At 45.4% G+C, this 23,822-nt stretch carries 15 protein-coding genes and 1 pseudogene; 2 read left to right on the forward strand and 14 right to left on the reverse strand.

The genetic code is table 11. The features are described from left to right. Nucleotides 1-143 precede the first annotated feature (143 nt). The 10 genes and pseudogenes from DWX23_RS01155 to DWX23_RS01195 form a co-directional block, all read right to left on the reverse strand. Nucleotides 144-2,660: a beta-N-acetylglucosaminidase domain-containing protein gene (locus DWX23_RS01155; protein ID WP_122373097.1), complete on the reverse strand. Its 2,517-nt coding sequence runs from the start codon at nucleotides 2,658-2,660 to the stop codon at nucleotides 144-146. A gap of 121 nt (nucleotides 2,661-2,781) precedes the next feature. Further along, nucleotides 2,782-4,491, reverse strand: coding sequence for a DUF3857 domain-containing protein (locus DWX23_RS01160; protein WP_122373098.1), 1,710 nt, complete (start codon nucleotides 4,489-4,491; stop codon nucleotides 2,782-2,784). A 6-nt stretch (nucleotides 4,492-4,497) separates the two neighbouring features. Next, nucleotides 4,498-6,462, reverse strand: coding sequence for a DUF3857 and transglutaminase domain-containing protein (locus DWX23_RS01165; protein ID WP_122373099.1), 1,965 nt, complete (start codon nucleotides 6,460-6,462; stop codon nucleotides 4,498-4,500). Nucleotides 6,463-6,486: 24 nt separating this feature from the next. Beyond that, entirely contained in the window at nucleotides 6,487-7,575 is a 1,089-nt protein-coding gene (locus tag DWX23_RS25040) for an AMP-binding protein (RefSeq protein ID WP_370450050.1), read from the reverse strand. Nucleotides 7,576-7,638: 63 nt separating this feature from the next. After that, nucleotides 7,639-8,652, reverse strand: a pseudogene (locus DWX23_RS25045) (o-succinylbenzoate synthase); the annotation flags it as partial. Nucleotides 8,653-8,664: 12 nt separating this feature from the next. Further along, nucleotides 8,665-9,489: a 1,4-dihydroxy-2-naphthoyl-CoA synthase gene (gene menB / locus DWX23_RS01175; RefSeq protein ID WP_122373101.1), complete on the reverse strand. Its 825-nt coding sequence runs from the start codon at nucleotides 9,487-9,489 to the stop codon at nucleotides 8,665-8,667. 49 nt (nucleotides 9,490-9,538) lie between these two features. Further along, on the reverse strand, nucleotides 9,539-11,200 hold the full coding sequence (menD, locus tag DWX23_RS01180; RefSeq protein WP_122373102.1) for a 2-succinyl-5-enolpyruvyl-6-hydroxy-3-cyclohexene-1-carboxylic-acid synthase: 1,662 nt from the start codon (nucleotides 11,198-11,200) through the stop codon (nucleotides 9,539-9,541). A gap of 360 nt (nucleotides 11,201-11,560) precedes the next feature. Continuing rightward, on the reverse strand, nucleotides 11,561-12,649 hold the full coding sequence (locus DWX23_RS01185) for an isochorismate synthase (RefSeq protein WP_122373103.1): 1,089 nt from the start codon (nucleotides 12,647-12,649) through the stop codon (nucleotides 11,561-11,563). Next, on the reverse strand, nucleotides 12,646-13,878 hold the full coding sequence (locus tag DWX23_RS01190) for a Cof-type HAD-IIB family hydrolase (RefSeq protein WP_122356815.1): 1,233 nt from the start codon (nucleotides 13,876-13,878) through the stop codon (nucleotides 12,646-12,648). The genes DWX23_RS01185 and DWX23_RS01190 overlap by 4 nt, the downstream gene beginning before the upstream one ends. Before the next feature lie 92 nt (nucleotides 13,879-13,970). Further along, nucleotides 13,971-15,899, reverse strand: a complete 1,929-nt coding sequence (locus tag DWX23_RS01195) for an AAA domain-containing protein (RefSeq protein ID WP_122373104.1) — start codon at nucleotides 15,897-15,899, stop codon at nucleotides 13,971-13,973. A gap of 133 nt (nucleotides 15,900-16,032) precedes the next feature. Here DWX23_RS01195 and DWX23_RS01200 point away from each other — a divergent pair, with 133 nt between their 5' ends. Next, nucleotides 16,033-16,695 (forward strand): glycine zipper family protein, encoded by a 663-nt coding sequence (locus tag DWX23_RS01200; RefSeq protein WP_122373105.1) that lies wholly within the window; start codon nucleotides 16,033-16,035, stop codon nucleotides 16,693-16,695. Between the two features lie 91 nt (nucleotides 16,696-16,786). Here the strand turns inward: DWX23_RS01200 and DWX23_RS01205 are convergent, their stop codons facing one another. Beyond that, on the reverse strand, nucleotides 16,787-17,950 hold the full coding sequence (locus DWX23_RS01205; protein WP_233587453.1) for a hypothetical protein: 1,164 nt from the start codon (nucleotides 17,948-17,950) through the stop codon (nucleotides 16,787-16,789). A gap of 226 nt (nucleotides 17,951-18,176) precedes the next feature. On the opposite strand from DWX23_RS01205, the gene DWX23_RS01210 reads away from it, so the two are divergent. Further along, nucleotides 18,177-19,466 carry a serine dehydratase subunit alpha family protein gene (locus DWX23_RS01210; RefSeq protein WP_122373106.1) on the forward strand — a complete coding sequence of 430 codons (1,290 nt, stop codon included), beginning with the start codon at nucleotides 18,177-18,179 and terminating at the stop codon, nucleotides 19,464-19,466. Nucleotides 19,467-19,544: 78 nt separating this feature from the next. Here DWX23_RS01210 and DWX23_RS01215 read toward each other — a convergent pair whose 3' ends face one another. Genes DWX23_RS01215 through DWX23_RS01225 form a run of 3 tightly spaced genes read right to left on the reverse strand, consistent with a single transcriptional unit; the run spans nucleotide 19,545 to nucleotide 23,755 of the window. Beyond that, nucleotides 19,545-21,176: a sialidase family protein gene (locus tag DWX23_RS01215; protein ID WP_122373107.1), complete on the reverse strand. Its 1,632-nt coding sequence runs from the start codon at nucleotides 21,174-21,176 to the stop codon at nucleotides 19,545-19,547. Nucleotides 21,177-21,183: 7 nt separating this feature from the next. Next, on the reverse strand, nucleotides 21,184-22,620 hold the full coding sequence (locus tag DWX23_RS01220; protein ID WP_122373471.1) for a sulfatase: 1,437 nt from the start codon (nucleotides 22,618-22,620) through the stop codon (nucleotides 21,184-21,186). Between the two features lie 7 nt (nucleotides 22,621-22,627). Beyond that, a complete protein-coding gene (locus tag DWX23_RS01225; protein ID WP_122373108.1) occupies nucleotides 22,628-23,755 on the reverse strand; it encodes an exo-alpha-sialidase in 1,128 nt (375 codons plus the stop codon). Between the last annotated feature and the right edge of the window lie 67 nt (nucleotides 23,756-23,822).

A 23,822-nucleotide genomic window follows, 5' to 3' on the forward strand; every position in this document is an offset into this window, starting at 1 on the left:
TTTATAATTGGCAAAAGTAGTTAGAAAAATACAGACAGGCAAAGAATTGAAAACCTTTTAATATCAGTGCCATGTTCCGAGAAATAAAGAAAAGAGCCGTAAATTATATCACTTACGGCTCTTTTTATTGGTTGTTCAGTCGATCATTCCCTTACGATCTGATGGATCAGGATCGGGGTTTTGCCTGCCGGAGTGATCGTTAGTGTTTGTATATCATCAAAAGATATCTTGTTCAGTCTGATGTAACCGGCATATCCGCAGTACAACATATTGGTTTCACCTTCTTTATCTTCTCCGGAAACGGATACCATACTTTCGTTGTCGCCTGACAGATAGAATTCGATATACTGATCTACACCTTCACATTTCACATTTACTTTTTTACCCGGTTTCAATGTCTTGTAGGTATTCAGGTTCAAATCGTACATCATCAGTTCTTCATTGATTTCAGGAACTTCTTTGGTCTTTACGGAGAAAGAGGCCACCTTTAATTCCATTTGTTTGCCGGAATTGTTACGCATCCGGATGAAGTGAGCTTTCGGGTCAACATTGTTGACGGTAAATTTGGTCCGGTCTGCCGGAATATCGGAGAGGGGAGTCCATGTTTTACCGTCTGCCGACCATTCGAATACACGTCCTTCCACATTACTTTGCGGTAAGTTGAATGTGAAAGATTCGGCATCTTTCTGGATTTCCCATCCCAGGCCGATATACTCGTCCGGTTCCACTTTTACGACTTCGAGCATAGGGACATATGCAATCAGGCCGTCATCTTCCGACCACGGTTGATTTTTCAACTGGTTTACATTCGTAATGGTTGAAGCCGTACTCACCCGGATCTCGTTGGACGGAGTTTCTGTTGTCGAGAGCAGGTTACGGCTGGTTTGCCGGTATATTCCTTCAATAAGAGGCATAAGTACCCGCGTACTGACTTTGACGCCTTTCTGGTATGGATTCTGATTGAAAGAGCGGTTGATTAATTTCATGCTATCCATAACGGCAGAGACAGCCAGGAAACGTTGCCAGGTGTTCTGGCGGTCTTTTTCATACCAGGCATGCGCCATGTGTAATGCGTTGGTTCCGCATCTGCCGAGTAGCTCGAATTGCATCAGCCAGGGATTGATCTCTTTGATCAGTTCTTTGTTGTCGCCCTGGTTATAGATCAGTTCAGGAGCCACCTGTATCTGTGCGAACAAAGCCCCGAGTTGATTCGCATCTCTTTCGCCGAAACGTCCGTTCCGATAACCGGATAGAAAATTATCGGCTAAAGCCTGATAGCGGGTCGATTCTTCCCTGCGGTATAAATGACCGTTAGGTCCCGGATCGCTGTTATTCTCGCAGAATGTTTTGAAAGCGATAGATGCTTTCGGCACTAAATATTCGCAAGCCTTTTCCCATGCCAGTTGCGGGTCGTAATTGTGAATATTCCAGCTATACATAGCGACACCGAACAGGGCCACTTTAGATGCTTCCGCATGTTCCATCGGATTGGCAACAAAGCCGGACATGGCGTTCGAAGCTTGTGTGTCCAGACCATAGGCCGGTCCCATCAATAAATGATCGCGGCAATAGTCGCTTACCGGGAAGTTCCACCAGATATAAGCCGGACGTCGGATACGTTTGTTTACCCATTCAAGGCCTTCCAGGGTGATATCGTCTACTACACGGTTACCGGTCCACATGATTTGAACAGCCGGATGGAGTTGTTCGCCGAGAATATCCAGATAGTCGGTACGAGCCCAGGCACGGTTATATTCTGTCGGACACATGATTAATGGCTGGATATCGTTTTTCTTTTCTACAAATTCCTTTTGGATGTAATTCATCAGGCCTGCCTGTTTGGCTGCATTGGTCCCTTCCCCGGAGATGTCATCGAAGAAAACAGCGAAAGCACGTACGCCCAAATTGTACATCTGTTCGAATTTGGAAATAACATTACTGCTGTCGGTCGCATTCCATTGGATATCTTGTCCCGGATGGATTGCCCATACGAAATCGACTTTGTTACGCGCGGCTTCGGCTGTCAGTTCTTTGATCTGATTAGCCTGATCGACTGGGTAAGGTTCGCGCCAGCTGGCACTGTGGAAAGGATCGTCTTTCGGACCGTAAATGTAAGTGTTCATCTTAAACTCTCCGTAGAAGCGAAGCTGGCTGATACGGTCGGCATGGCTCCACGGAGTTCCGTAAAAGCCTTCGACAGTTCCCCGGTAAAGTACGTCGGGATAGTCTGTAATAGTGCAGAGGGGGAGTGTACGTTTTCCTGCTTCATTGTAGCTGACCAACTGTTTCAATGTCTGGGCTGCATAGAACAAGGAACGGTCGTCTACAATCTCGATGGTGATCTTTTTCTTGGATATATCCAGAATATAGGCACCGGAGCGTTCCATTTCGGGTGTTTTTGCTTTGAGCTTTTTGATTTCCAGCGGCAACGATTTGCCGGATTGGGCAAAAGGCAATGCTTTTTTCAATATCTTCACTGCATCGGCGTCCGGATTGCTGATACCTTGCAAGGTATATCCGTGGGAAGGGATATATTGCTGGTTGGAAATGACAATATGCTGCGGTTGGGGATATAGCTCCAGAGAGAGGCTTTGGGCATAAGTAATCCCCGGAATGCAACATAATAAAAGTGTTAAGAGTAGATTTGATAGTATTTGCATAGATCAACGGTTTAAGTGATTAATATTAGGTTGTAAAGTTATCACTATTCAATAAAAAAACAAGGATGGAACAAGATAATTCTGTCATTCCATCCTTGAATAAATTATTGTTTGTATTTACTTAGTCGACTGACAATAACAGCACCTTATTCGATTTATTTCCCCATTCTGTCAACAAGTCGCGTAAGTTAACGAATTGGGCCGGCGTATATAATTGCTTGTTCAGTTGCAAAGAACGTTCTACTTCTGCTTTATTACCGTCCTGTTTGACGGAAATGACGACTTTCCCGGCTGCATTTTCGATTGTTTTTACAGATTCAGGGGTTGCGAGTTCCATACCTGTCGGTATCGTTACCGTGTAAGCATAATGTTCGTTCGACTTACAGGGTAATAACAGGTTTTCTTTACGGGTACTGTTCATATGGCAATAGCTGCTGTACGCCAGACTGACAGGGGCATCCAGTAAAGTGACCATTACATAGCCGTTGTTCGCTTTCAATGGCTGTGAAGATGATTCGCTTCCTGCATACGCAGATCTGTTTCCACCGTAATAAGGTGCGTAGGCGTCACCGATCGTAGCCTTCACCTGCGATTCTGCTTTTTCCGGAGAAACAGATATAGCTACTTCATAATTTATACCGGCGTCAGGTGTACTGATAGCTACCGGGGTCCCGGCATTTGTCAGGCTGATGACCGGTGTTTGGTTGTTCCAACCGGCTGCAGCCATTTTACTGGACATCGGAGACATGATGTATTGTTTGCCGTCTGCGTTAGCAATAACGACCAGTTCCTTTATGGCATTCAATCCGAGGCTGGCAGGATCTGCATTGACACGATAAGAAGCGGCTGTTTCTGCCTTGATACCGGCTGCATTTAACAGACCGTTCAGCAAGTTTGTTTTTTCCGCTTCAGTTCCGTAAGCGGAGTAAAATACATCGTTAATTGAACGGATCTTGAATCCGGCATCGCGTAAAGGTACCTGGCTGTAACCGACATCTTCGGTCACATGTTTGAGGATCGCTTGTAGCTTTTCGGTGTCACTCTTTTTATCGGCTGTCAGGTTTTCAGCGATAGCATTCAACTGTACATCATTGGCAGGAGTGAACTGGGCAAATAACGTATGCAGGGCATCTTTGTTGGATGCATAAGTAGAGGCTGTCAGGAATGGAACATCTCCATTGGCAGTCGATACGAACGGATCACGGGAAGAGGCCGGCTGATTATTCAGTTTCCAGGTGACGGTTTTCACTCCGTTGGCAGTTGCCACTATGGGTTTGGAATTGACATTCTCCAGAGTATAGGCAAGCGGTTTGTTTTCAGGAACAGACAAGCTGATCGTATATTCCTTTACCGGGGAAGTCTGTAAAATCTCATCATAGATATCCAGTTCCGGAAGGTAACCCGGTTTGGAGGTCAGGGTATAATCCAGATAAATGGTTGCCCCCAGTTCCAGTCCGGTATGGACAACAACCATCTCTTTCAGATTATTGTAAGCCGGAGCATCGGCTGCCGTGCGGGGTAGTACTTCGACAAAAGCATTATCCGGCGTTTTAACGATGTTACCGTCTTTTTGTTTGGTGTAAGAAGCATTGATCTTCAAATCCTGATATTGGGGATTGTATACAATGAAACTTTCTCCGTATGTACCGTTCATGGCAGTATGGGTGAAAAGGGTCAGTTCCATAGTATAGCGGAACTCCTGGCTGCCGTCTGCATTCAAAATATATGCTTTCGATAACTTCCTGTATTCGGCTTCCGGTGCAGCAAATATAGATGCTGTGAGGGCAAGCAGACAGAGAAGCAGTGCGAATTTATTTAATATCCTAGTCATCGTCTTTTACTTTTTAATAATTAAATAATCTCCGAAACCTTTGTGTGCATTGACGGCCGAACGGAAACCGTCCCAGTCGTTCGCTTCATATATACGTTTTTTTAAAGCGAGCTTCTGGTGAAGCGTCACTTTATCGCCTTGCTGGCTTAATGAACCTTCAAAGTCGGCGGCATCGCTTTGCTTACTTTCGTTTTTAGCTTCATTCAGCAGGCTGTATCCTTTGGGCAGCTGGATTGTTTCGTCCAGTTCAACCAGCCGGGAACAAGCGTCTTTGAAGCCATACTGGCGTTCTGCAAGGTCGGTGTCAATGCGCAGATAGCTTTTTACCTGATTATACAGGTTGTTCATTACCATCGGTTTAAATACCAGTTCTTCTTTACCGGTAATAGCATATTCCGGAATCTCGTAGCGGAAAGTGATCTTAATAGGGGCAGCCTGATAGTCTTTCGGGTCTTTACCGTAATCAACGCTGATCAGACGGGCTTTAGGAGAAACATTCAATAACTGGCTTTCCAGCATATTCTTCCATTGCGACTGCCAGCCACGGGTAAACATACCACGGATATTACTGTCCGACTGCCCTTCGGCAGTGATAGTAAACTGTCCGGTCAGTGTACCTTTCGCATCCAGTTTGTTGTTTGCATGAATGCGTACATAATGGTTTTCCGGAGCGGAGACGGGAGTCAGACAAAGATCGGAACCTTCCGGGACGCCCGGTAGATAGTTTTGCTGTTGTTCGGCACTACTCCATAATTCACGGCAGAAAGGAACCCAGGTCGGGTCGAGAGGCATATAAGTACCGCTTGATAATTTAACGACAGCGACACAGTGGTTGAAATGGTCGGCGGGGATACTTTCCACCCGGCTACCCGCCATTGTCATAGCCGGATAAGCTTCAAAGCCTGCCATGCGGAGGAAGGAGATCAATGTCCCGGCGATATCTTTACAAACACCACAGCGGTCGGTATAATTCATCTGGGTATTATGAAGTGTAAAACCTTCTCCTTTTCCCATCGAGATACCCGAATAACGGATATTATCGGCAACCCAGTGAGTGAGGACGGCGATCTTTTCCATTTCCGTTTTCTTCCCTTTGATCAGTTCGTCTACTTTTTTCTGGGCTTCGGGTAATGGAGCAAAACTTCCGTAATCTTCGTTAACTTTATTGAACCACAATGATTTATCCTGCCATTTCGGAGTGGATGACATCATTAGTTTCGGAGCTGCATCGAACAGGTCTACCATATTGGGTTCCCGTTTGGTCGGCATGATATCGTTTGTCGAGAATGTATATGCTTTACGTCCGTCTTCGTAACGCATAGAGGAAGCACAGTCCCCCTGATAGAACTGGAACTGCATCTCTTTTTCCATCGGAATGGATACTTTGTACACTTTACGCACAGTCGGTTCTGTAACCCAGAAAGGAACGATATCATAAAATTGCCCGCGCATAGGAGGGATGAAACGGGATTCGTCATCACCGCCATCTGCCAATAATGCGTAGGTGAAACCTTTCTTGTCGATCTCATAGTCCAGGATATCACCCGGATTCAACTGGCCTACTTCAAGCATGATCTGGCGGGCACCCCAATAAATGGCACGTGCCGGTGCTGCGTAATCACAGGCACGTGTGACATCCAGGTTGATCACGTCTCCGTTGGCACGGTAAACGGTCGCTCTCTTGAATTGGGCAAAAGCTGTCAGCGGATCGTAATCGTATTTGATGATACGGTTGGCGACTGCTCCGCGGGGAGTCTGTATCTTGATGGTTTTGCAGACAGAAAAAGACCCCGAACCGGTTGGTTGTACGGTTACGGATGTACTGTCCAGGAGGTTGACGCAATCATATCCGGCATAAACCTCCGGTTTTTGAAGCGTCGGGTCCGGTGCGAACCGGCAACTTTCTCCACTCTGTCCGTAGGCGGACGATAGCGTGAGAAATGATAATACGGTAAGTGTCAAATACCTCATAAGTATAGTGTTTTTAAATGATGATCAGATTAGTTGTGCAGCCAGTAAGCGACAGGCTTTCCGGTCTGTTTTGCCACTCCCTGTAAGTGGGATGGCGTCTACCTGCCTGATATATTTAGGCTGTTGATATCTGGGCAGGAGGGAGGCGATCTTATCAGGAAGGCCGTCCGTATCTGCTGCCTTTTCCACCAATAGCACAATTGCTTCCCCTAATCCCGGATGTGGAACAGCCGTTACCGCAAAGGTAACAGAAATTATTGAACGAAGTGTTTCTTCTACACATTCTATCTGTACTTTTATTCCTCCGGTATTGATGGTGTTGTCTTTTCTTCCCAGGATGGTGAAAGTACCGTCCGGATGTATCTCGGCAATGTCATTCGTAACTAAAGTTTCGTCGCACACCAGAGGGGCATCGATAACAAGTGTTTCCTCCGGTGACAGAGAAAGTTGTACGGAAGGGAAAGGAGTGTAGGAAGAAGAGGCCTCCGGTCCGTTCAACCTGCGTAATGCGATATGCGAGAGCGTTTCTGTCATGCCGTAGGTAGAATAGACGGTGTTGGGAAATGCCCTGATCTCTGTTTCCAGTTCTTTGTTGATTGCTCCGCCTCCGATGATCAGTATTTCCGTTTGGTAAAGACGTTCCTTTTCTTCCGGTATTCGAAGTGTATTGTATACCTGCAAAGGAATCATTGCAGCAAAGCGGAGCGGGGTTTTTACATCAGCCAGCGGATGTCCTGACGGTGTACGCAGGATGAGTTTTAATCCGGCAACCAATGCACGTACGACTACCATCTTCCCGGCAATATATTGTAAAGGCATACATAATAAGGCTGTGTCGCCTTTTTGTAATTGGAGAAAAGAACAGGTGAGGATTGCGCTTTGCATCATCTGCTCTTTGCGAACGGTAAATGCTTTGGGTGTTCCGGTAGAACCGGAGGTGTGTACCGTTATATAAGGAGATTCATTGAACCAGTCTGCCAGGAAGTTGTAAAGATCACGTTGTATTTGCGGCGTATTGTCGGAGAGTCCGGAAATTAATTGCTGTATATTATCTGCATGGCAAATAATATCGTTTTCCAGATGTAATTCCTGTTTATTAGGGTCTGTTGACAGTTCTTTTCTCTCCGGCTTTAGCACACTCTCTGCCACCTCTCCGGAAGGAAAAGAGTTACCATCGTACCATAAACAATCTTTATGGATGGACAAAGGCATCTCTATGTTGTCTGTAAACAATGCCCCTGTTCCCAGCCCTTGTGGTAACGGATTATTGAATGTGGCACACCATTGTGCTATCGCGTTCAATCCGATATTAGATTCCAGGGCGGAAGTGATCCACCAACCGATCTTTTGTTTTTCAGCTTCATCTATCCATTCCTGACCGCCGCTTATGCCGCCATGCAGGGAAGGTTTCAATATGATATATTGCGGTTGGATAGCAGACAAAAGCTCTTTTTTTTCCAGCTGGTTATTATAACCGATCAGTTCTTCATCCAGTGCAATAGGAAGCGGTGTCTGTGCTGTAAGACGTGCCATCTCTTCCCATTGTCCGGCACGGATAGGCTGCTCGATAGAATGCAGGTCGAGTTCGGATAGCCGATATAATTTATCCAGGGCATCTGCCGGAGAGAATGCGCCGTTCGCATCTACCCGCAGTTCTATTTCTTTCGCAGAGAAATGGGCACGGATATGTTTTAGCAACGCCAGTTCTTCCTCAAAGTTGATCGCTCCGATTTTCAGTTTGATGCAACGGAAGCCGGTTTGCATTTTTGTTTCGATCTGCTCCAGCATCTTTTTATAATCGCCCATCCAGATCAGGCCATTGATCGGAATACCTGCCTCACTCCTTGAAAAAGGGGTGTCCCAGAGGGCAAAATCTCCTGTACTGAAATGACGGAAAGCTGTTTCCAGTCCGAAAAGGATGGAAGGATAGGGACGGAGCGCTTCCGTATCAGGCATTCCGGTTCGTTCCGTTTGCCGGCAGATCGTTGCCAGTATTTGTTCATAATCCGGCAGATCATCACAACTTAATTTAGGAAGGGGAGCACATTCCCCTATACCCATTCGTCCGGGATCTTCTTCCGAAGTAAGATATAAATACCAGCTTTTCCGCGTAGTATATGTTCCCCTCGATGTTCCTGCCGGTTGTTTGAAATGCAGTACCCTGGGGATGATTTGTATATGATAAGACATAAGACAGCAGCTTTACGGGAACTTCGGATAATCCTCAAAACGAGGGCGGCGTTTTTCCAGGAATGCTTTACCACCTTCCTGCGCTTCGTCGGTCATGTAGTAAAGCATTGTTGCATCACCGGCAAGTTCCTGGATGCCTGCCTGGCCGTCGAGTTCAGCGTTTAAGCCGGCTTTGATCATACGGAGGGCAAGCGGACTGTGCATCATCATGGTCTCAGACCATTCAACGTATTCGTCTTCCAGCTTATCCAAAGGAACAACCTTATTTACCAGTCCCATATCGAGTGCTTCCTGTGCATTATACTTACGGCAGAGGAACCATATTTCACGTGCTTTCTTTTGTCCGACGATGCGGGCCAGATAAGAAGAACCGAAACCGGCGTCAAAACTGCCCACACGAGGACCCGTTTGTCCGAAGATCGCATTTTCCGAAGCAATGGTCAAATCACAAACTACATGCAATACGTGGCCTCCACCGATAGCAAAACCATTTACGGCAGCAATGACCGGTTTAGGCATAGAGCGGATCTGCTTCTGTACATCGAGCACATTCAGGCGTGCCACGCCATCTTTACCGATATAACCGCCGTGACCTTTTACATTCATATCCCCTCCGGCGCAGAATGCGGTATCACCGGCTCCTGTCAGAACGATCACACTTACATCCTGGCGTTCACGGCAAATATAAAGTGCATCGCTCATCTCCGTCGTTGTAGTAGGCGTGAAGGCATTACGGTAACGTTCGCGGTTGATAGTGATACGGGCAATCCCGTTATAAAAATCAAAAAGAATATCTTCGTATTCCTTTATTGTTTTCCATTCTCTTTGTGTAGACATAATATATAATTATTTAATTTGCCAATGAAAGTAACTCCTGATTGGCATATTATTTTAGTTTATGATAATATTCTTTCAACAAGCGGACATCTTCTTCTTTTTCAGTAAACACTTCCATCAGGATCGGCTGGCTGACCGGGTTCGGTTCCGTAAAGGCTTTCATCGCTTCTTCCAGTTCTTCGGTATTATGTACTCCCTGATAAAGGAATCCCCGTTCCGTCGCCCAACCTTGTGCAGACGTTTTATGCGAGGCCGTGACAAAACGGTGTGTCTTGTCCGACAAAGATAAGCCGGGTAATGCCTGGAAAATCTCGCCTCCTCCGTTGTTCAGCAACAAAATACGAACATTACAGCCATAATTACTGTTCCAGAGAGCATTCATATCATAAAAGAAACTCAGATCGCCAATCACGATAAAGTTCAGCTTGTCCGAAGCTGTTGCATATCCCAGGGCTGTTGAAAGCGAACCTTCTATGCCGCTCGTACCCCGGTTACAACAAACCTCCACCTCTTCCGGTAATGTATATAACTGGGCATAACGCACTGTCGAGCTATTCCCTAAGTGTAAAGCGGAAGGAGTCGGCAACGACTTGATCAGCGTACCGATCGCGGCCATTTCGGAGTAAGCGAATTCCGGTTCGGGCAATTCCTTTGTATTATTTTCCCAGACGCGGGGAAACTCGCTCGTTTTATTCTCCAGTAAATAGGCTATCTTCTCTAAAAATTCAAACGGGTCCATCTCGATCACTGTCGTCAGAGAGCCGTAAAGGTCGGCAACCTCGCCGTCTGCCGATACATGCCAGTGTTCTTTGGGCGGATGGTTACGCAGGAATTTTTTCAAACGTTTGGATACGATATGGCCTCCGTAAGTAATTACCAGTTCGGGGACCATTTTCTCTAACGTCTCTTCGGGCAGGGCATAAAGCGCTGCATCGAAATTCTTGACCGGAATACCGGGAATGGTCTTGTTTCCGGTATGTTCGGTCAACCACGCAAAATGTTTGTATATCAGTTTGGATATTTTCTTTTCAAAAAGATAGATCAGGCTCATCTGTCCGACTACCACCATGCGTTTGTTGTACTTGTTCAGCCGTTCGATCAATGAATTATATTCCCGGTCGTATATGTTGAGCCCCTGGTAACGGGTGATGACACGGACGTCGGGTAATTCGGTTGTCGTGAATTGGAACAAAGGTTCCGAGATCGGCACATTGATATGGACCGGACCTTTTCCATGATGATTCAACTCCAATAAAGCCTCGTTGACGAGACGGTTACAATACCATTCATCTTCGTCGGTCTGTATTTCCGGCAGGTTAACGGCTTTCTTTACCAGCGAACCGAATACGCCGGGTTGTGGCAATGTTTGTCCGTCCATTTGTCCGATCCAGGCAGCAGGCCGGTCAGCAGAAATAACTACCAGAGGAACCTGCTGATAGAATGCTTCCGCTATAGCCGGATGTATATTCAGCAAAGCCGTACCAGAAGTGCAACAAATAGCAGCCGGTTTTCCTCCGTGCAACGCTAGTCCGAGAGCGAAAAAACCAGCGCTCCGCTCGTCTGTGACGGAATAGCAGGAAAAAGAAGGATGATTTGCCAACGTATGAACGATCGGGGAATTTCGACTTCCCGGACATAATACTACTTTACTGATATTGTGCTCTTTCAGCAGAGCAACGAGTTGAAGAATATTCTTTTTATCTGAATACATATCAAATTCTCATATTGGAGTTTATATGCAAAAGTAACCATAATATCTGATTTAATAATAAGGATACGCATCAAATCAACCTTCCGCCGTCTATTGTTTGTTGATGATTTATAAAGTATTTATTATCAATGAAAAATCACAAATATTTCTCTTGCCGGATGTCTGTCACGTCTAACTGGTTGATATTCTGCAGGTAACAGGGTGCTCTGTCAAAAGGTTGTCAAAACCCTACATATATAATAAGAATAAATAAAAGAGACTATTGTTTTTACTTTAGAATACAACTGTATTTGATTACAAAAACAATTGTATTCTGTTACGAAAACAATTGTTTTTGTGACCGGAAACGTATAGTTGTTTTTACAACAAAGCTTTCATCGTTTGTAGTTTATCTTCCGTTTCCTGCCATTCGTCGTTAAGCTCTGAGGAAGAGAGCAGACCTCCTCCGGCATAAAGCGTAAGTATTTTGTCTTCGATATGCATACAACGCAGGTTGACGTACAGGTCGGTTCTGCCTTCGGGGTTCAACCACCCGATAAAGCCGGAATAATAGCGGCGGTCATAACCTTCATGGTCCAGAATGAACCGGTAAGCATCGGCTTTTGGTAATCCGCAGACGGCAGGGGTAGGATGGAGCAAATTGAGCAGGTCGCCCAATTTATTGTTTTCACGCAAGGTAAACCTGAAATCGCTTTTCAAATGGCATAAAGCGCCGGCACGTGCCGAATACGGACCTTCCATGATCGAGTCGATACCGAGTGAAGTAAGCTGGTCGTGGATATAGGTGGCGACAATCTGCTGTTCTCTCTTATTCTTCTCGTCCCAATAGGTCGGCAGTTCGCCGTTTTGAAGCGGCTGTGTCCCGGCCAGGGCGACCGTGTTCCATGCTCCTTTTTCTCCGGAGAGGATGATTTCGGGTGTACCTCCGATCCAGGTCCCAGTCTGTGGCGTATGGCACAGATAGACATACGAACGGGTATATTGTTGGCAGGCTTTGTAAAAAGCCTTTGCAGGTGAAAAACCGGACAGACGGTTTTGTGTCAGACTGCGTGAAAGGACCAGCTTATCCAGTTTCTTTTCCTGCAAAGGTTTGATGAAGGAATCGAAACAACGGATATAATCGCTTTCCGTTTTCCATTCGGATGGATTTTCAGTTCCATTCGGATGAAATTCCAGATCCATTCGAATGGAATCCATTGGCAAGACAGCCGGTACCTCTGTTAGATCGCGGCGGATCAATACAATGGGACAATCCGGGGTGACCCGGAAAGGAGCGATCACGAATCCTGTTTGTCCGTTCAGCTCTTCTATGCTGTATAAAAGGCGGGCAGAACCGGAACTCTGCATGACGAATCGCGGGTCTTTTTCTCCCGGTATACGGTAAATTGCAAAACTCCGGCCCTGCCTGATCAATGAATCTATTGCTTCGCTTGTTTCTTCTGAATTCATTTCTTTTTTAATATACTATTCACTACGCGTATGGAGGATACCAGTTTATCAGTAGAGGTAAACACATCTACGTTCCATACATGTGAAGAACGACCTTTGTGGATAATTGTTCCTACGGCGCGTACGGTATCTCCCTCATGGGCCGATGACATATGGCTACCGCTTACCTGCATTCCGACAACGATCTCGTCCGGTTTTGCCAGGATCATGGAACCCAATCCGGCAACAGTTTCAGCCAGGGCCAGTGTCGCACCACCGTGCAGGATACCGAAAGGCTGGCGCGTACGCTCGTCTACCGGCATGGTCGCTTCCACGCGGTCTTCAGAAGCATAAGTATATTGAATGCCCAGATTGCCCATCAGTGCATGTTTGGCACGTATGTTCAACTGGTCCAAAGGAACTTCCGTCGGTTTGATCGCTGCCAGGATCGCTGTTTCCACGGCTACTGCAACACCGTCCATATCGTTAGCCAAAGTGGTGAAGTCCGTACAACTCTTTACAGAATCGCGGGCGTTGCCCATCGCAACACTGGTTCCGGCAAGCTGTAACATCGGTACATCGGCAATACCGTCGCCAATGGCTACCACTTCTTCTGTCGTGATATTCAGTTTTGCCATCAGAACGCCCAATGTATTCCCTTTGTTGATAAACTGGGGGACAACCTCCAGATAGTAATCTTCCGACCGGAATACGTCCAGTACACCGTCCAAACGTTTCTTCCAGTGATTTTCCAAACCTACCAGTTCTGCTTCATCGTCGCTGGCAAGAACACATTTGCAGGGACTGAAGTCGACAGCCTCCGGAAAATTATCGACGCCGATCACACGCATATTGTTCAAGGCAGCTTCTTCCTGCACATGTTTGTTGTCGGGTTTGTCCGTCAGGATGTAATCTTTATGGTAAGTGAAAATGGCAAAGTCGTTTTTCTTTGCTTTCTTATCCAGATAGGGCAACATTTCCGGGTTGATACGTTTTTCAAAAAGTAATTCACCCGTTTGTACATTGATGATCTGTCCACCGTTATATGAAAGAATGAAACCACCGTAATGATCCAGTTCCAGAGCCTTAGCCAGCGGCATGACCCCGTTGGTCGGTCTGCCGGATGCCAATACAATATGTATTCCCATCTGCTGAACTTTCAGTAAAGCAGCCTGGGTACGGGCAGTTATCTCTTTATTGCTGTTGAGCAATGTCCCGTCTACGTCTAAAACTAATAATTTGTACTTCATGGCTTGCTGTTTTTTTTGTTTAGATGACAAATATACATAATTCTGACTTACCTTTTTACCAATCCTTGTATGAAATATACGGATAAACCATACTATTTATCCGTTTCAGGGATTGGTTTTATTGGAATTACAAGGCCGTTTGCCGTAATATATTTGTAAAGTTCCCTGTAAAAGGCATGCTTTGTCAAGGTAGAAGCGTCTCCTAGGATGATCAACTTCATGCGGGCACGGGTGATCGCGACGTTCATACGACGAAGATCGTTCAGGAAACCGATATTTCCCTGATCATTGGCACGGACCAGGCTGATCATGATCACATCGCGTTCCTGTCCCTGGAAGCCGTCCACCGTGTGTACGGTGATCAGTCTCCGGAACGGTTTGAAAAAAGAGTTCCGCTTGATCAGGCTCCGGATATATTGTACCTGCGATTTATAGGGAGAGATCAATCCGAAGTCGATACTCTCATCCTGCACGCGTTCTTTGCTGATCTTCTCGATATAACTTTGTAGTTGTTCGATCAACAGTTCTGCTTCCTGTCGGTTAATCCGGCTCTGGCTTTCAGACTGTTGGTCTTCTTCAAAATTACAATCAGCCGTATCGAACCAAACGATGGGAGTATCGTAAGCCAGGATACCACGATATTTTACTTCCGGTGCCGCCTGCAGTTCATCCCGGTAAAACCAGTGGGATGAAAAGCGCATAATATCGTCATGCATCCGGTATTGTATTTTAAGCAGCGATACCGTTTCAGGTTTACTGATGGCTATTTTCTGCATCAGCGTGCGATCGAGTCCGCCGCGTGCCGCTTCTATACATTTGATGGTAGGAGGGAGTTGGTGGTGGTCGCCTGCCAGTATCACCCTGTCTGCTTTACTGATCGCGATCCAGCAGGCAGCCTCCAGAGCCTGTGCTGCTTCATCGATAAACAGGGTAGTAAAGTGCCGGTTCGTCAGGACCCGGTTGGCTGATCCCACTAAGGTACATGCGATGACACGAGCCTCATCGAACAGGTCCGTATCTATCTTTACTTCCAGTTCGGTGGCCCGGAAACGCAGGCGTGAAAGGCGGTTGCGGGCAGTATCTTTTTCCGCATGGCTTTTCTTACGGAAAGAAGATTGTATGTCCCGGATAGCCTTACGGATTCCCCAAAGTTCCGTATAGTCCGGATGCGATTCGAAGCGTCGTTCGTAGGTGAATGAGAGCATCTTGTCGTTCACCCGTGTCGGATTACCGATGCGGAGCACGTTGATTCCCCTGTCTACCAGCTTTTCTGATATCCAGTCGACAGCCGTATTGCTTTGTGCACAGACCATTACCTGGTTTTCCCTGTGCAGTGTTTCATAGATGGCTTCTACCAGCGTAGTCGTTTTCCCTGTCCCGGGAGGACCGTGTACGATCGATACCTCTTTCGTTGCCAGTACATGATTGACCGCCTCTTCCTGGGTCGTATTCAACCACGGGAAGCGGACGGGAAAAAGTGTTCTTCGGGTCACCGGCGATTTTCCGAGTAAGACGTCGCGTAAATAAGCCAGCCGGTCGTTTTTCGCTTTCATGACACCGGAGAGTGCATTGAACATCGTTTTGTAGCTTGTCTCATCGAAATAGAGCTGAACTCCCAGTTCGCTGTTCACATTTTGCAGGTCGAATAAAGCGGAAGGTGTCGGCAAGACGACAACCATCCGGTCATCCTGCACATAACTGATGACAGCCGAAAAGTTCAGATATTTGGGTTTCCCGCTGACATCTGTCGTGAAGAAACAGACCGGACGGCCGTATTCGAAATTATGTTCTATCTCTTTATCATCCCGGCGTTCGACTTCGACGACGAGCTGGTTCAGCGAATTGTAATAACTTCTTCCCGGAATAGCAGGATACCAGCAAACTCCCTGTTGGATACGCCGGTGTATTCCGGTCCGCTCTGTCTGCTCCCTGTACATCTCTTTTTCGTATTCAAATTCTTTTTGCAGAAGATCATACTGATGTTGCAAGTCTGCAGATGGAGTCTGAAATTGATTGATCATTATTCTTTGTTTAAGAGACCGCAAACTTACATAAAAAAAAGGAAACGGATGGGGGTTTTTCCCCTTTCTGCTGTCATAAAGTCAAACTGGAAGATCTTATTTGCCGGTAAACAGTTAAAGAAATAGTTGATATATGAAAAATGTAGTTCTCTTCCTGATGATTTCTTTGTTGATACTGCCTGGTTGCGGGGCAATGAGGAATATGAGCACTGAAGACAAGGCCGGCTTTGGGGCACAGGTCGGTTCTTTTATCGGCTGGATCTTTGGCGGATTGATCGGGGAGGCAATCGATGATGACGGAGGAGGTGAAATCGGTTCTTTCATAGGAACGGCAGTCGGTGGTATTGCCGGAGCATCGATCGCAGCCAGTACGGATAATGAAACTTATGTCGAGCGGAGCAGACCGGCTAAATATACGCCATCGTCTCATGTGCTTCTTCCTGACTTGAGGATAGAAGACATCTTGCTGGATGAGGATAGCCTGACTTATAACCAAAAGATTGATGCCGGTGAAACTTGCCGTATCTCGTTCGTGATCGTAAATAACAGTTTTCAGGAAGCGGTGAATGTTGTTCCCATAGTAAAAATAAAGGAAGGGGAACATCTGGAAATATCGGATCCTGTGCGGATAGCCAAGGTTTCACAGGATGAGCCTGTCACGTATGAAGTGACAGTACGTGCCTCGCAAGAGTTAAAAACAGGTGAAGCAGTTTTCAGTGTCCGTCTGGAAGAAGGACGCGGTAATGGGACAGATGAGGAAATATTTACTGTCGAAACGGTGGGCGCTGATAACTAGCTTATAAGAACCGGAAAAATCAGAATAAACGCGTATGTTTCAACAGTTCCATTCAGCACTTTTGAAACATACTCGTCTTATATAATAATCTTTACCACTTATCGGGCAAGGATGAAATTTTCTTCCGCAGCTTCGTATTCGAATTATAATGATAATATGTCGGCGTAGAAGAAGGGAAATAATAGAGGTCCTGTGCCTTGTTGTCAATTTCAACTTTGTATGCGGGCAAAGGCAGCGTTTTCAGGCCGGACCCCGGACGGTAATATTCATCATATTCTTCCAATAAAGACATCTTCAATAAAGGAATAGGTTTGCCGTATAGTTTTTCCAGTGAATGCAGAATGTCCGGCCGGGTAACGACGAACCGCCGCGGCGTACTTTTCGCTGCGTAAATATATTCCGGTTGCACGGTACCGTCATCCGCCTGCCGGATAATTTCCACCAGAGGCTTGTCCAAATACGAACGTAGTTTCAGCATACAGACTTTTTCACCGCCTGTAGCCGAGATACCGTAAGCATCCGGTTGGAGCAGTTTGCCGGGGTCCATACTAAAACCTTCCAGGCGAAGAGGCGGATGCAATTTACTCTCTTCGTTTTTCCTGTGGTTGTCGCCCAGCCATTTCGGGATTGGTGACATGGATAATAATCCGGTCATAATAAATACGCTGATACAGATATAAACTCCAGTGTCCGTTATCTGTATCCACTGACCTTTACCCCAGCGGCAGGGAAGGGGTTGTGGCTTACTTTCGTCTATGTGTACCCATTTCCGGCGAAGTATTCCCGCTGTAAGACAAGCTCCCCGTACTGATAACAGAAATAGCAGGAATACGACATAGATTGTTGTCGGTATCCATAATTCCGGATATTCTATATTGAAAAAGCTATCTTCACCTTCCGGTATGGTGGCCAGAAATGTTTGATAATGGTGTTCCGGATGATGAGTTGGGGTAGAAGGAGCAAAAATCGGAGAGATAAGTCTGGTGATAAGAGTATCTGGATAACAGTAATCCAGTTTTAACGAGTCGTTGTGAGAATAAACAGAAACAGAATGTAAAGCAGGAATACCTTCCGGCTGATGGGTCCGGATATATTCGAGTGAAGGGAGCGCGCGTTCCAGAAGATCATCGTTTTCAGACAACAGGCTTTCCGGCGGCGAAGAGGAGGGCGGTGATGCCGGTATCAATATTTTAGCCACTAACAATAACGCTACGAGCATCGCCAACCCGTAGAAAATAAATCTTTTCCTTTCCATAAACAATCTTTTATTTTTAATTCATTCAGTTTTCCCCGCTATGGCGTTGGACGCTGCGAATTTATCATATTCATTCTAAATTTAGCGAAACGTATAACATAAATTACAAATCATTTTGTATCTGCCTTTTCTGCCTGAAAACAAGTGATAATTTTGATCATATAAAGTCCGGTAATTAATTAAATCATTACCTTTGCCCCAATCTAACGCATAAAACATAGTTTTCATGGATAATACGACAAAATCACAAATTATATCCCTCATACATCAGGAGGTAATTCCTGCTATCGGCTGTACTGAACCTGTTGCTGTCGCTTTGGCTGCTGCCAAGGCTGCCGAAGTTTTAGGACACCGTCCCGAAAAGATCGAGGTGTTACTTAGCGCCAACATTCTGAAGAATGCCATGGGCGTAGGAATTCCCGGAACCGGAATGGTAGGATTGCCCATTGCCGTTGCTTTGGGTACGCTGATCGGAAAGTCTGCTTACGAACTGGAGGTGCTGCGGGATATAACGCCGGAAGCTCTGGAGTTGGGAAAGGCCATGATAGAGAATAAGATTATCCATATTGCTTTAAAGGAAAATGTCGACAAATTATATATAGAGATTATTTGTACTGCCGGCGAAGAGACGTCGAAGGTTGTCATCTGCCACGAACATACGCATATAATTTATGTGGAAAAGGATGGGGTGGTACTGACCGATCTGCGGAAAGAGTTATCCGGCGATACTATCTGCCACGAGGAAGAATTAAAATTATCTTTTTCTACCGTTTATGAGTTTGCGATGGAAATGCCGCTCGATGAAATCCGTTTTATCCTTGAAACTGCCGATCTGAATAAGAAGGCTGCACAAGCCTCTATAAAAGGTCATTACGGGCATACTGTCAGCAAAACCGTATCCGGAGAATACGGACGGAAATATATGGGCGATTCGGCCTATACACATATGTTGGTGATGACGGCTGCTGCCTGTGATGCCCGTATGGATGGAGCGATGATCCCGGTTATGAGTAACTCAGGAAGCGGTAACCAGGGTATTGCAGCTACGTTGCCGGTTTTATCTTTCGCCGAAGACATCGATTGTCCGGAAGAGCAGTTGATACGCGCCCTGACACTTAGCCATCTGATGGTTATTTATATTAAGCAGAGCCTCGGACGATTGTCTGCCCTCTGTGGTTGTGTGGTTGCGGCTACCGGTTCCAGTTGCGGTATTACTTATCTGATGGGTGGTAATAAGGCACAGATTTCGTATGCGATCAAGAATATGATCGGAAATATTACAGGGATGATTTGCGACGGGGCTAAGCCAAGTTGCGCCTTGAAGGTTTCGAGCGGTGTCTCTACGGCAATGATCTCCGCTTTGATGGCGATGGAGAACAAAGTGGTGACTCCTGTGGAGGGTATTATCGACGAGGATGTGGATAAATCGATCTCGAATCTGACAGCGATAGGTTCCCGTGGAATGGAAGAAACAGACAAATTGGTATTAGATATTATGACAGGCAAGTCTTGCTAAAAGATTGTTTTTGTTCATTACTTTGGCCTCCCAACTGTTTCTTTGCAGTTGGGAGGTTTTTTGTGATTCATATCATTATCATTCGATGATTTCATTTAGTTTGACTTGCTGGAATACCATGTCGGCCTGACTGCTTTCATACAGGATTCCAATTGTACTTTCATTGACAGAAGTGATACAAGAGTACCCCCGGCAGTTATATTCGTCTAACAGTATTTTCTTTTCATCAGGCCATGTATTACCGTCATCGAAACTGACTTTCAGTGTCATATGATTCCGTTCCGAATGCGATTCGGGATTAACGAAAAGCAAGATAGATTTCTCTTTCCCTTCTTGCCGGTAAACATGTTTGTGGAAACTGGCCATACAGGTCGGTTCTATCAGTGCTTTCCGCGAAGTCGAATGTTCAGTCCAGCTTTGTCCCAGATCGGTAGTAATGCAAATCCGCCGTCCGTTTACCTCCATATTCCCCCGGTTACGATTATCACGCATATTTAACATGATACTGCCATCAGACAATTGAACGGCCATACATTCCGTAACATTATCGAAAGCCGGATTGCTGGCTGTCCATGTTTTTCCGCCGTCTTTACTCCAGGTGATATTGGAAAACGCATGTCCGTCCTTATCGCGTCCCTGCGTTGGAAAGACAAGTGTTCCATCGTTCAGCGTAATGCCATGACCCGGAGCAGGGGCATAGAGCCACCATTCTTCTCTTTTTGTTTTAGCTGTGATATTGACTGGTTCATTCCAGGTTAGACCGTCATCCGTACTTTTCGTTATCAGGAACTGGCTGGTCTCTTTTACTCCGAATCCGGGTTGTGAGCCTTTTTCCCGCCATTGATGCATCCAGCGGGTACTATCTTTAGTCATACCAGGAACCCATTTACCGGCTTGACCGTCAAGAACGCCATACATCCAAAGACCGGCTACATAAATATCACCCGAGTTTTCATCTACCAGGATATTAGCATCGCTTATCCCGTTATATTTTTCAGGTAGACCACCCCATTCTTTTCTGTCTAAAACAACTTGCATAGGTTCCCAGGTTTGTCCGCCATCCGTACTGCGGTTCAAGCAAATGTCGATGTCTCCCTGAAGATCGCGTGAATTGTCGTAACGAGCATCGTAAATAGCCAGTAATGTCCCGTTCTTAGATGTTGCCAATCCAGGAATACGTGATGTATGCACTCCATCCTGCCTATGCTGCCGTACTGCAACTCCGGTACGTAATCCGTTTGATGTACTTACAGGGATATCGATATATCCTGTATTTGTTTTCAGGGCGGTACAGGATATATTGAACCGGTGGTCGAGCTCAATTTTGTTTTTCAACTTAAATGAAACCCAAAGTAAGGTTGTATCTGTCTCCAGGGAGATATCGGTATTGAATGTTATATTTTCTGATACAGGGACAGGTGTGAGTATAGGTTTGTCTGTATCGAGCATTCCTTTGGAATTAGCCTGATAAAGACCGATACTCTCGATATCGTCGATATCTGTTGTTCCCGATAAATCGAACGCTAACTGCTGCAAAGAATAATTACCCGGCTGTTTCCGGATCACTTCGATTTTCAGTACAGGATTGGTCTCCTTCATGGTAAGGACTGGTAATACCGGTTGTTCCGTAGATACGAATAGTTGGTCTGTATAATTTTTACAGGATGTAGCCAAGACTGATATGATTATAAATAATAGTGCTTTATTCATGGTGTTTTTATTTATGATGAGAATTTTTATACTCCTGAATCAACTCTTGTAATTCATTTTCTATATGGGCATATTCCGGTTTTCCGCTTATATTTTCCTCTTCCGGTTTATCACCGTTCATCCGATAGAGTTCCCGGTCAGTGATCCGATCCGACGCTTTTTCATACCACAGGATGTAGCGCCAATTAGTTGTCCGTACCGTATAGCCCATATGAGTTTGATATTTATGCGAATTGATTGCTTTATATGGCCTGGGAAACTGGCTGAATGCCCTGTTTTTCCAATTGGCTTTACCTTCCGCCAGATAGCGTAAAGACTGTCCGGATAATGTGTGTTGAGGTTTGAGTCCGCATAAATCGATAAGGGTAGGATAGATGTCGATTAACTCGACTATCTTGTTTATCTCGCGCGGACAATTCTGATATTGGGGACTGTATATGAGCAACGGAACTTTACAGTCGAGTTCGAAGTTGGTCGATTTCCCCCACAATGACTGCTCTCCTAAATGAAAACCATTATCTCCCCAAATGACTACGATCGTGTTCTTATCCAATCCAAGTGTCCTGAGCTTATCGAGTAATTGCCCGATCTGAGCATCTATAAAACTTACACATGCGTAATATGCTTTAGATAGTTCTTCTTGCTTTTCCGGCGAAAGATCTCCTGATTCGGGTATGTCCGTATATCCCCGGAGTTCTTCCCAGTTATGATAAGCAATAGTAGGAGTATGAAGTGGTCTATCATAACCGGATTTATTTCGAACGATCGGTCTGTCTTTGTATAAGTTCCAATATTTCAGCGGCATACTGAAGGGCAAATGAGGCTTGATGTATCCGACTGCCAGAAAAAAGGCTTGTCCGGATACAGACAATTCGTCAAGAACTGTCAGCGCTTCGCGGGTTACTTTTCCATCCATAAATGAAGTTTCAGGTGCATCGGCTATTTCAACAGCCGTTGCTTTTTTACCATGTCGGTTGTCCGGTAGTGTATATTCTTCTTTTTTTATAGACAGATTGTATACTGGTGGCCGTGACCAGGAAAAGCTATCCTGTGTTTGAAGACTTCCATGATAAATCTTGCCTATACCGATTGCTTCGTAACCGTTTTTTTTAAAAAGCTGTGGCAGTGTTGTTATATGCGGGTCTTTTTCTCTGAAATGTGTGCTTAGATCGGTTACTCCGATCTCGTCCGGACGTAATCCTGTCAACATGGAAGCACGGGAGGGACCACTGACAGATTGCTGACAATAGGCATTCCTGAAAAGAAGACTTTTTGCAGCAAAGGCATCGAGATGAGGTGTTATCGCATATGAATCGCCATAACACCCTATGGTGGGACGTAGATCGTCAATTGCAATAAAAAGTACATTTTTTATATCTTCTTTCCCTTGCAGGCAAAGGGGTAAGAAGAGCAATGACATGACTAGCTTTTTTCCCCGTTCCATATATGTTTTATTTTTTGAGTTTATCAAAAGGTATAATAGTGAAACCTATTTTTTCGTACGGATCATTTATCCCGTATTCATATAGTATGCCAATCTTACTATCCGGTAGGTTTACTAAATCAGAATAAGCACTTGGACCGGAATAAACCAGATAGGCACAGGGCCATGTTTTGCCGTTGTCTTCGCTTAATTTCAGGGTCATTTTCTCTCTTTTATCCGTTGAGGCAGGATTGGAAAACAAAATGTAGTTGCTGATTTTTCCTTTTTTTATAAAATTAAGTGTGCTTCCCTGGCAAACCGGTTCTATCAATTCGGGCAGGTAATACATTTCTGAAATTGTTTCTCCGCCATCTTTACTGATCGCACAGGAACGGGTTTTACTTTCTTCCCGGTTGTAGTTGCGCATATTCAGCATCAGGTCGCCATTTTCAAGTTCTACGACACTACTTTCGTTTCCTCCGTGTTTTTTTACCACACCGCCCAGTTTCCATGTATCTCCTTTGTCGTCAGAATATATGAGTTGGGAATGGTATGATTTTGTTCCTGCTACCATGTGATTGGCAGAAACAACTAAACGGCCTTTGTGTTTTTTGTTTTGTAACTGGATGCCATGACAAGGGCCTGTTGCATACCAGGTCCAGTCCGATCGTTTGACGGAAGAGGTTATGTCTCTAGGGGTTGACCAGCTTTTCCCGTCATTATCCGAATAAAGGACGTAAATCCGCCGGCTGTCTTTACTCGTTTTGTCGATGATCTCTTTTTCATGGTCTTCGCCGAGATTCCAGCAGGACACTAATAGGATACGTCCGGTTTCCTGGTCGACGACAGGTGCAGGATTGCCACAAACATTATCGCCATCGTCCCAGATCGTGATTGTGGAACTCCAGGTTTTTCCTCCGTCTTCGGAACGCTTTAATACCAGATCGATATTACCCGTGTCGGAACAACTGTTCTTACGAGCTTCAGCGAAAGCGAGGAGAGTACCGTTTTTACTTTTAACAATTGCAGGGATGCGAAAACAAGCATATCCATCCTGTCCTTTCTGAAAAATGTCTGTTGTTTTTTCTTCCTGTGCCTGAACGAAAATACCTGATTGCATCAACAGGATCAGGCTCATAACTATTAACTTCTTCATGATCGTATGTTTTTGAGACACCGGAGGATGAAGCTTTTATAAAATATCGGTTTCATCCTCCGGATGT

The sequence above is a fragment of the Parabacteroides sp. AF18-52 genome (assembly GCF_003479145.1).
Lineage (GTDB): Bacteria > Bacteroidota > Bacteroidia > Bacteroidales > Tannerellaceae > Parabacteroides > Parabacteroides faecis.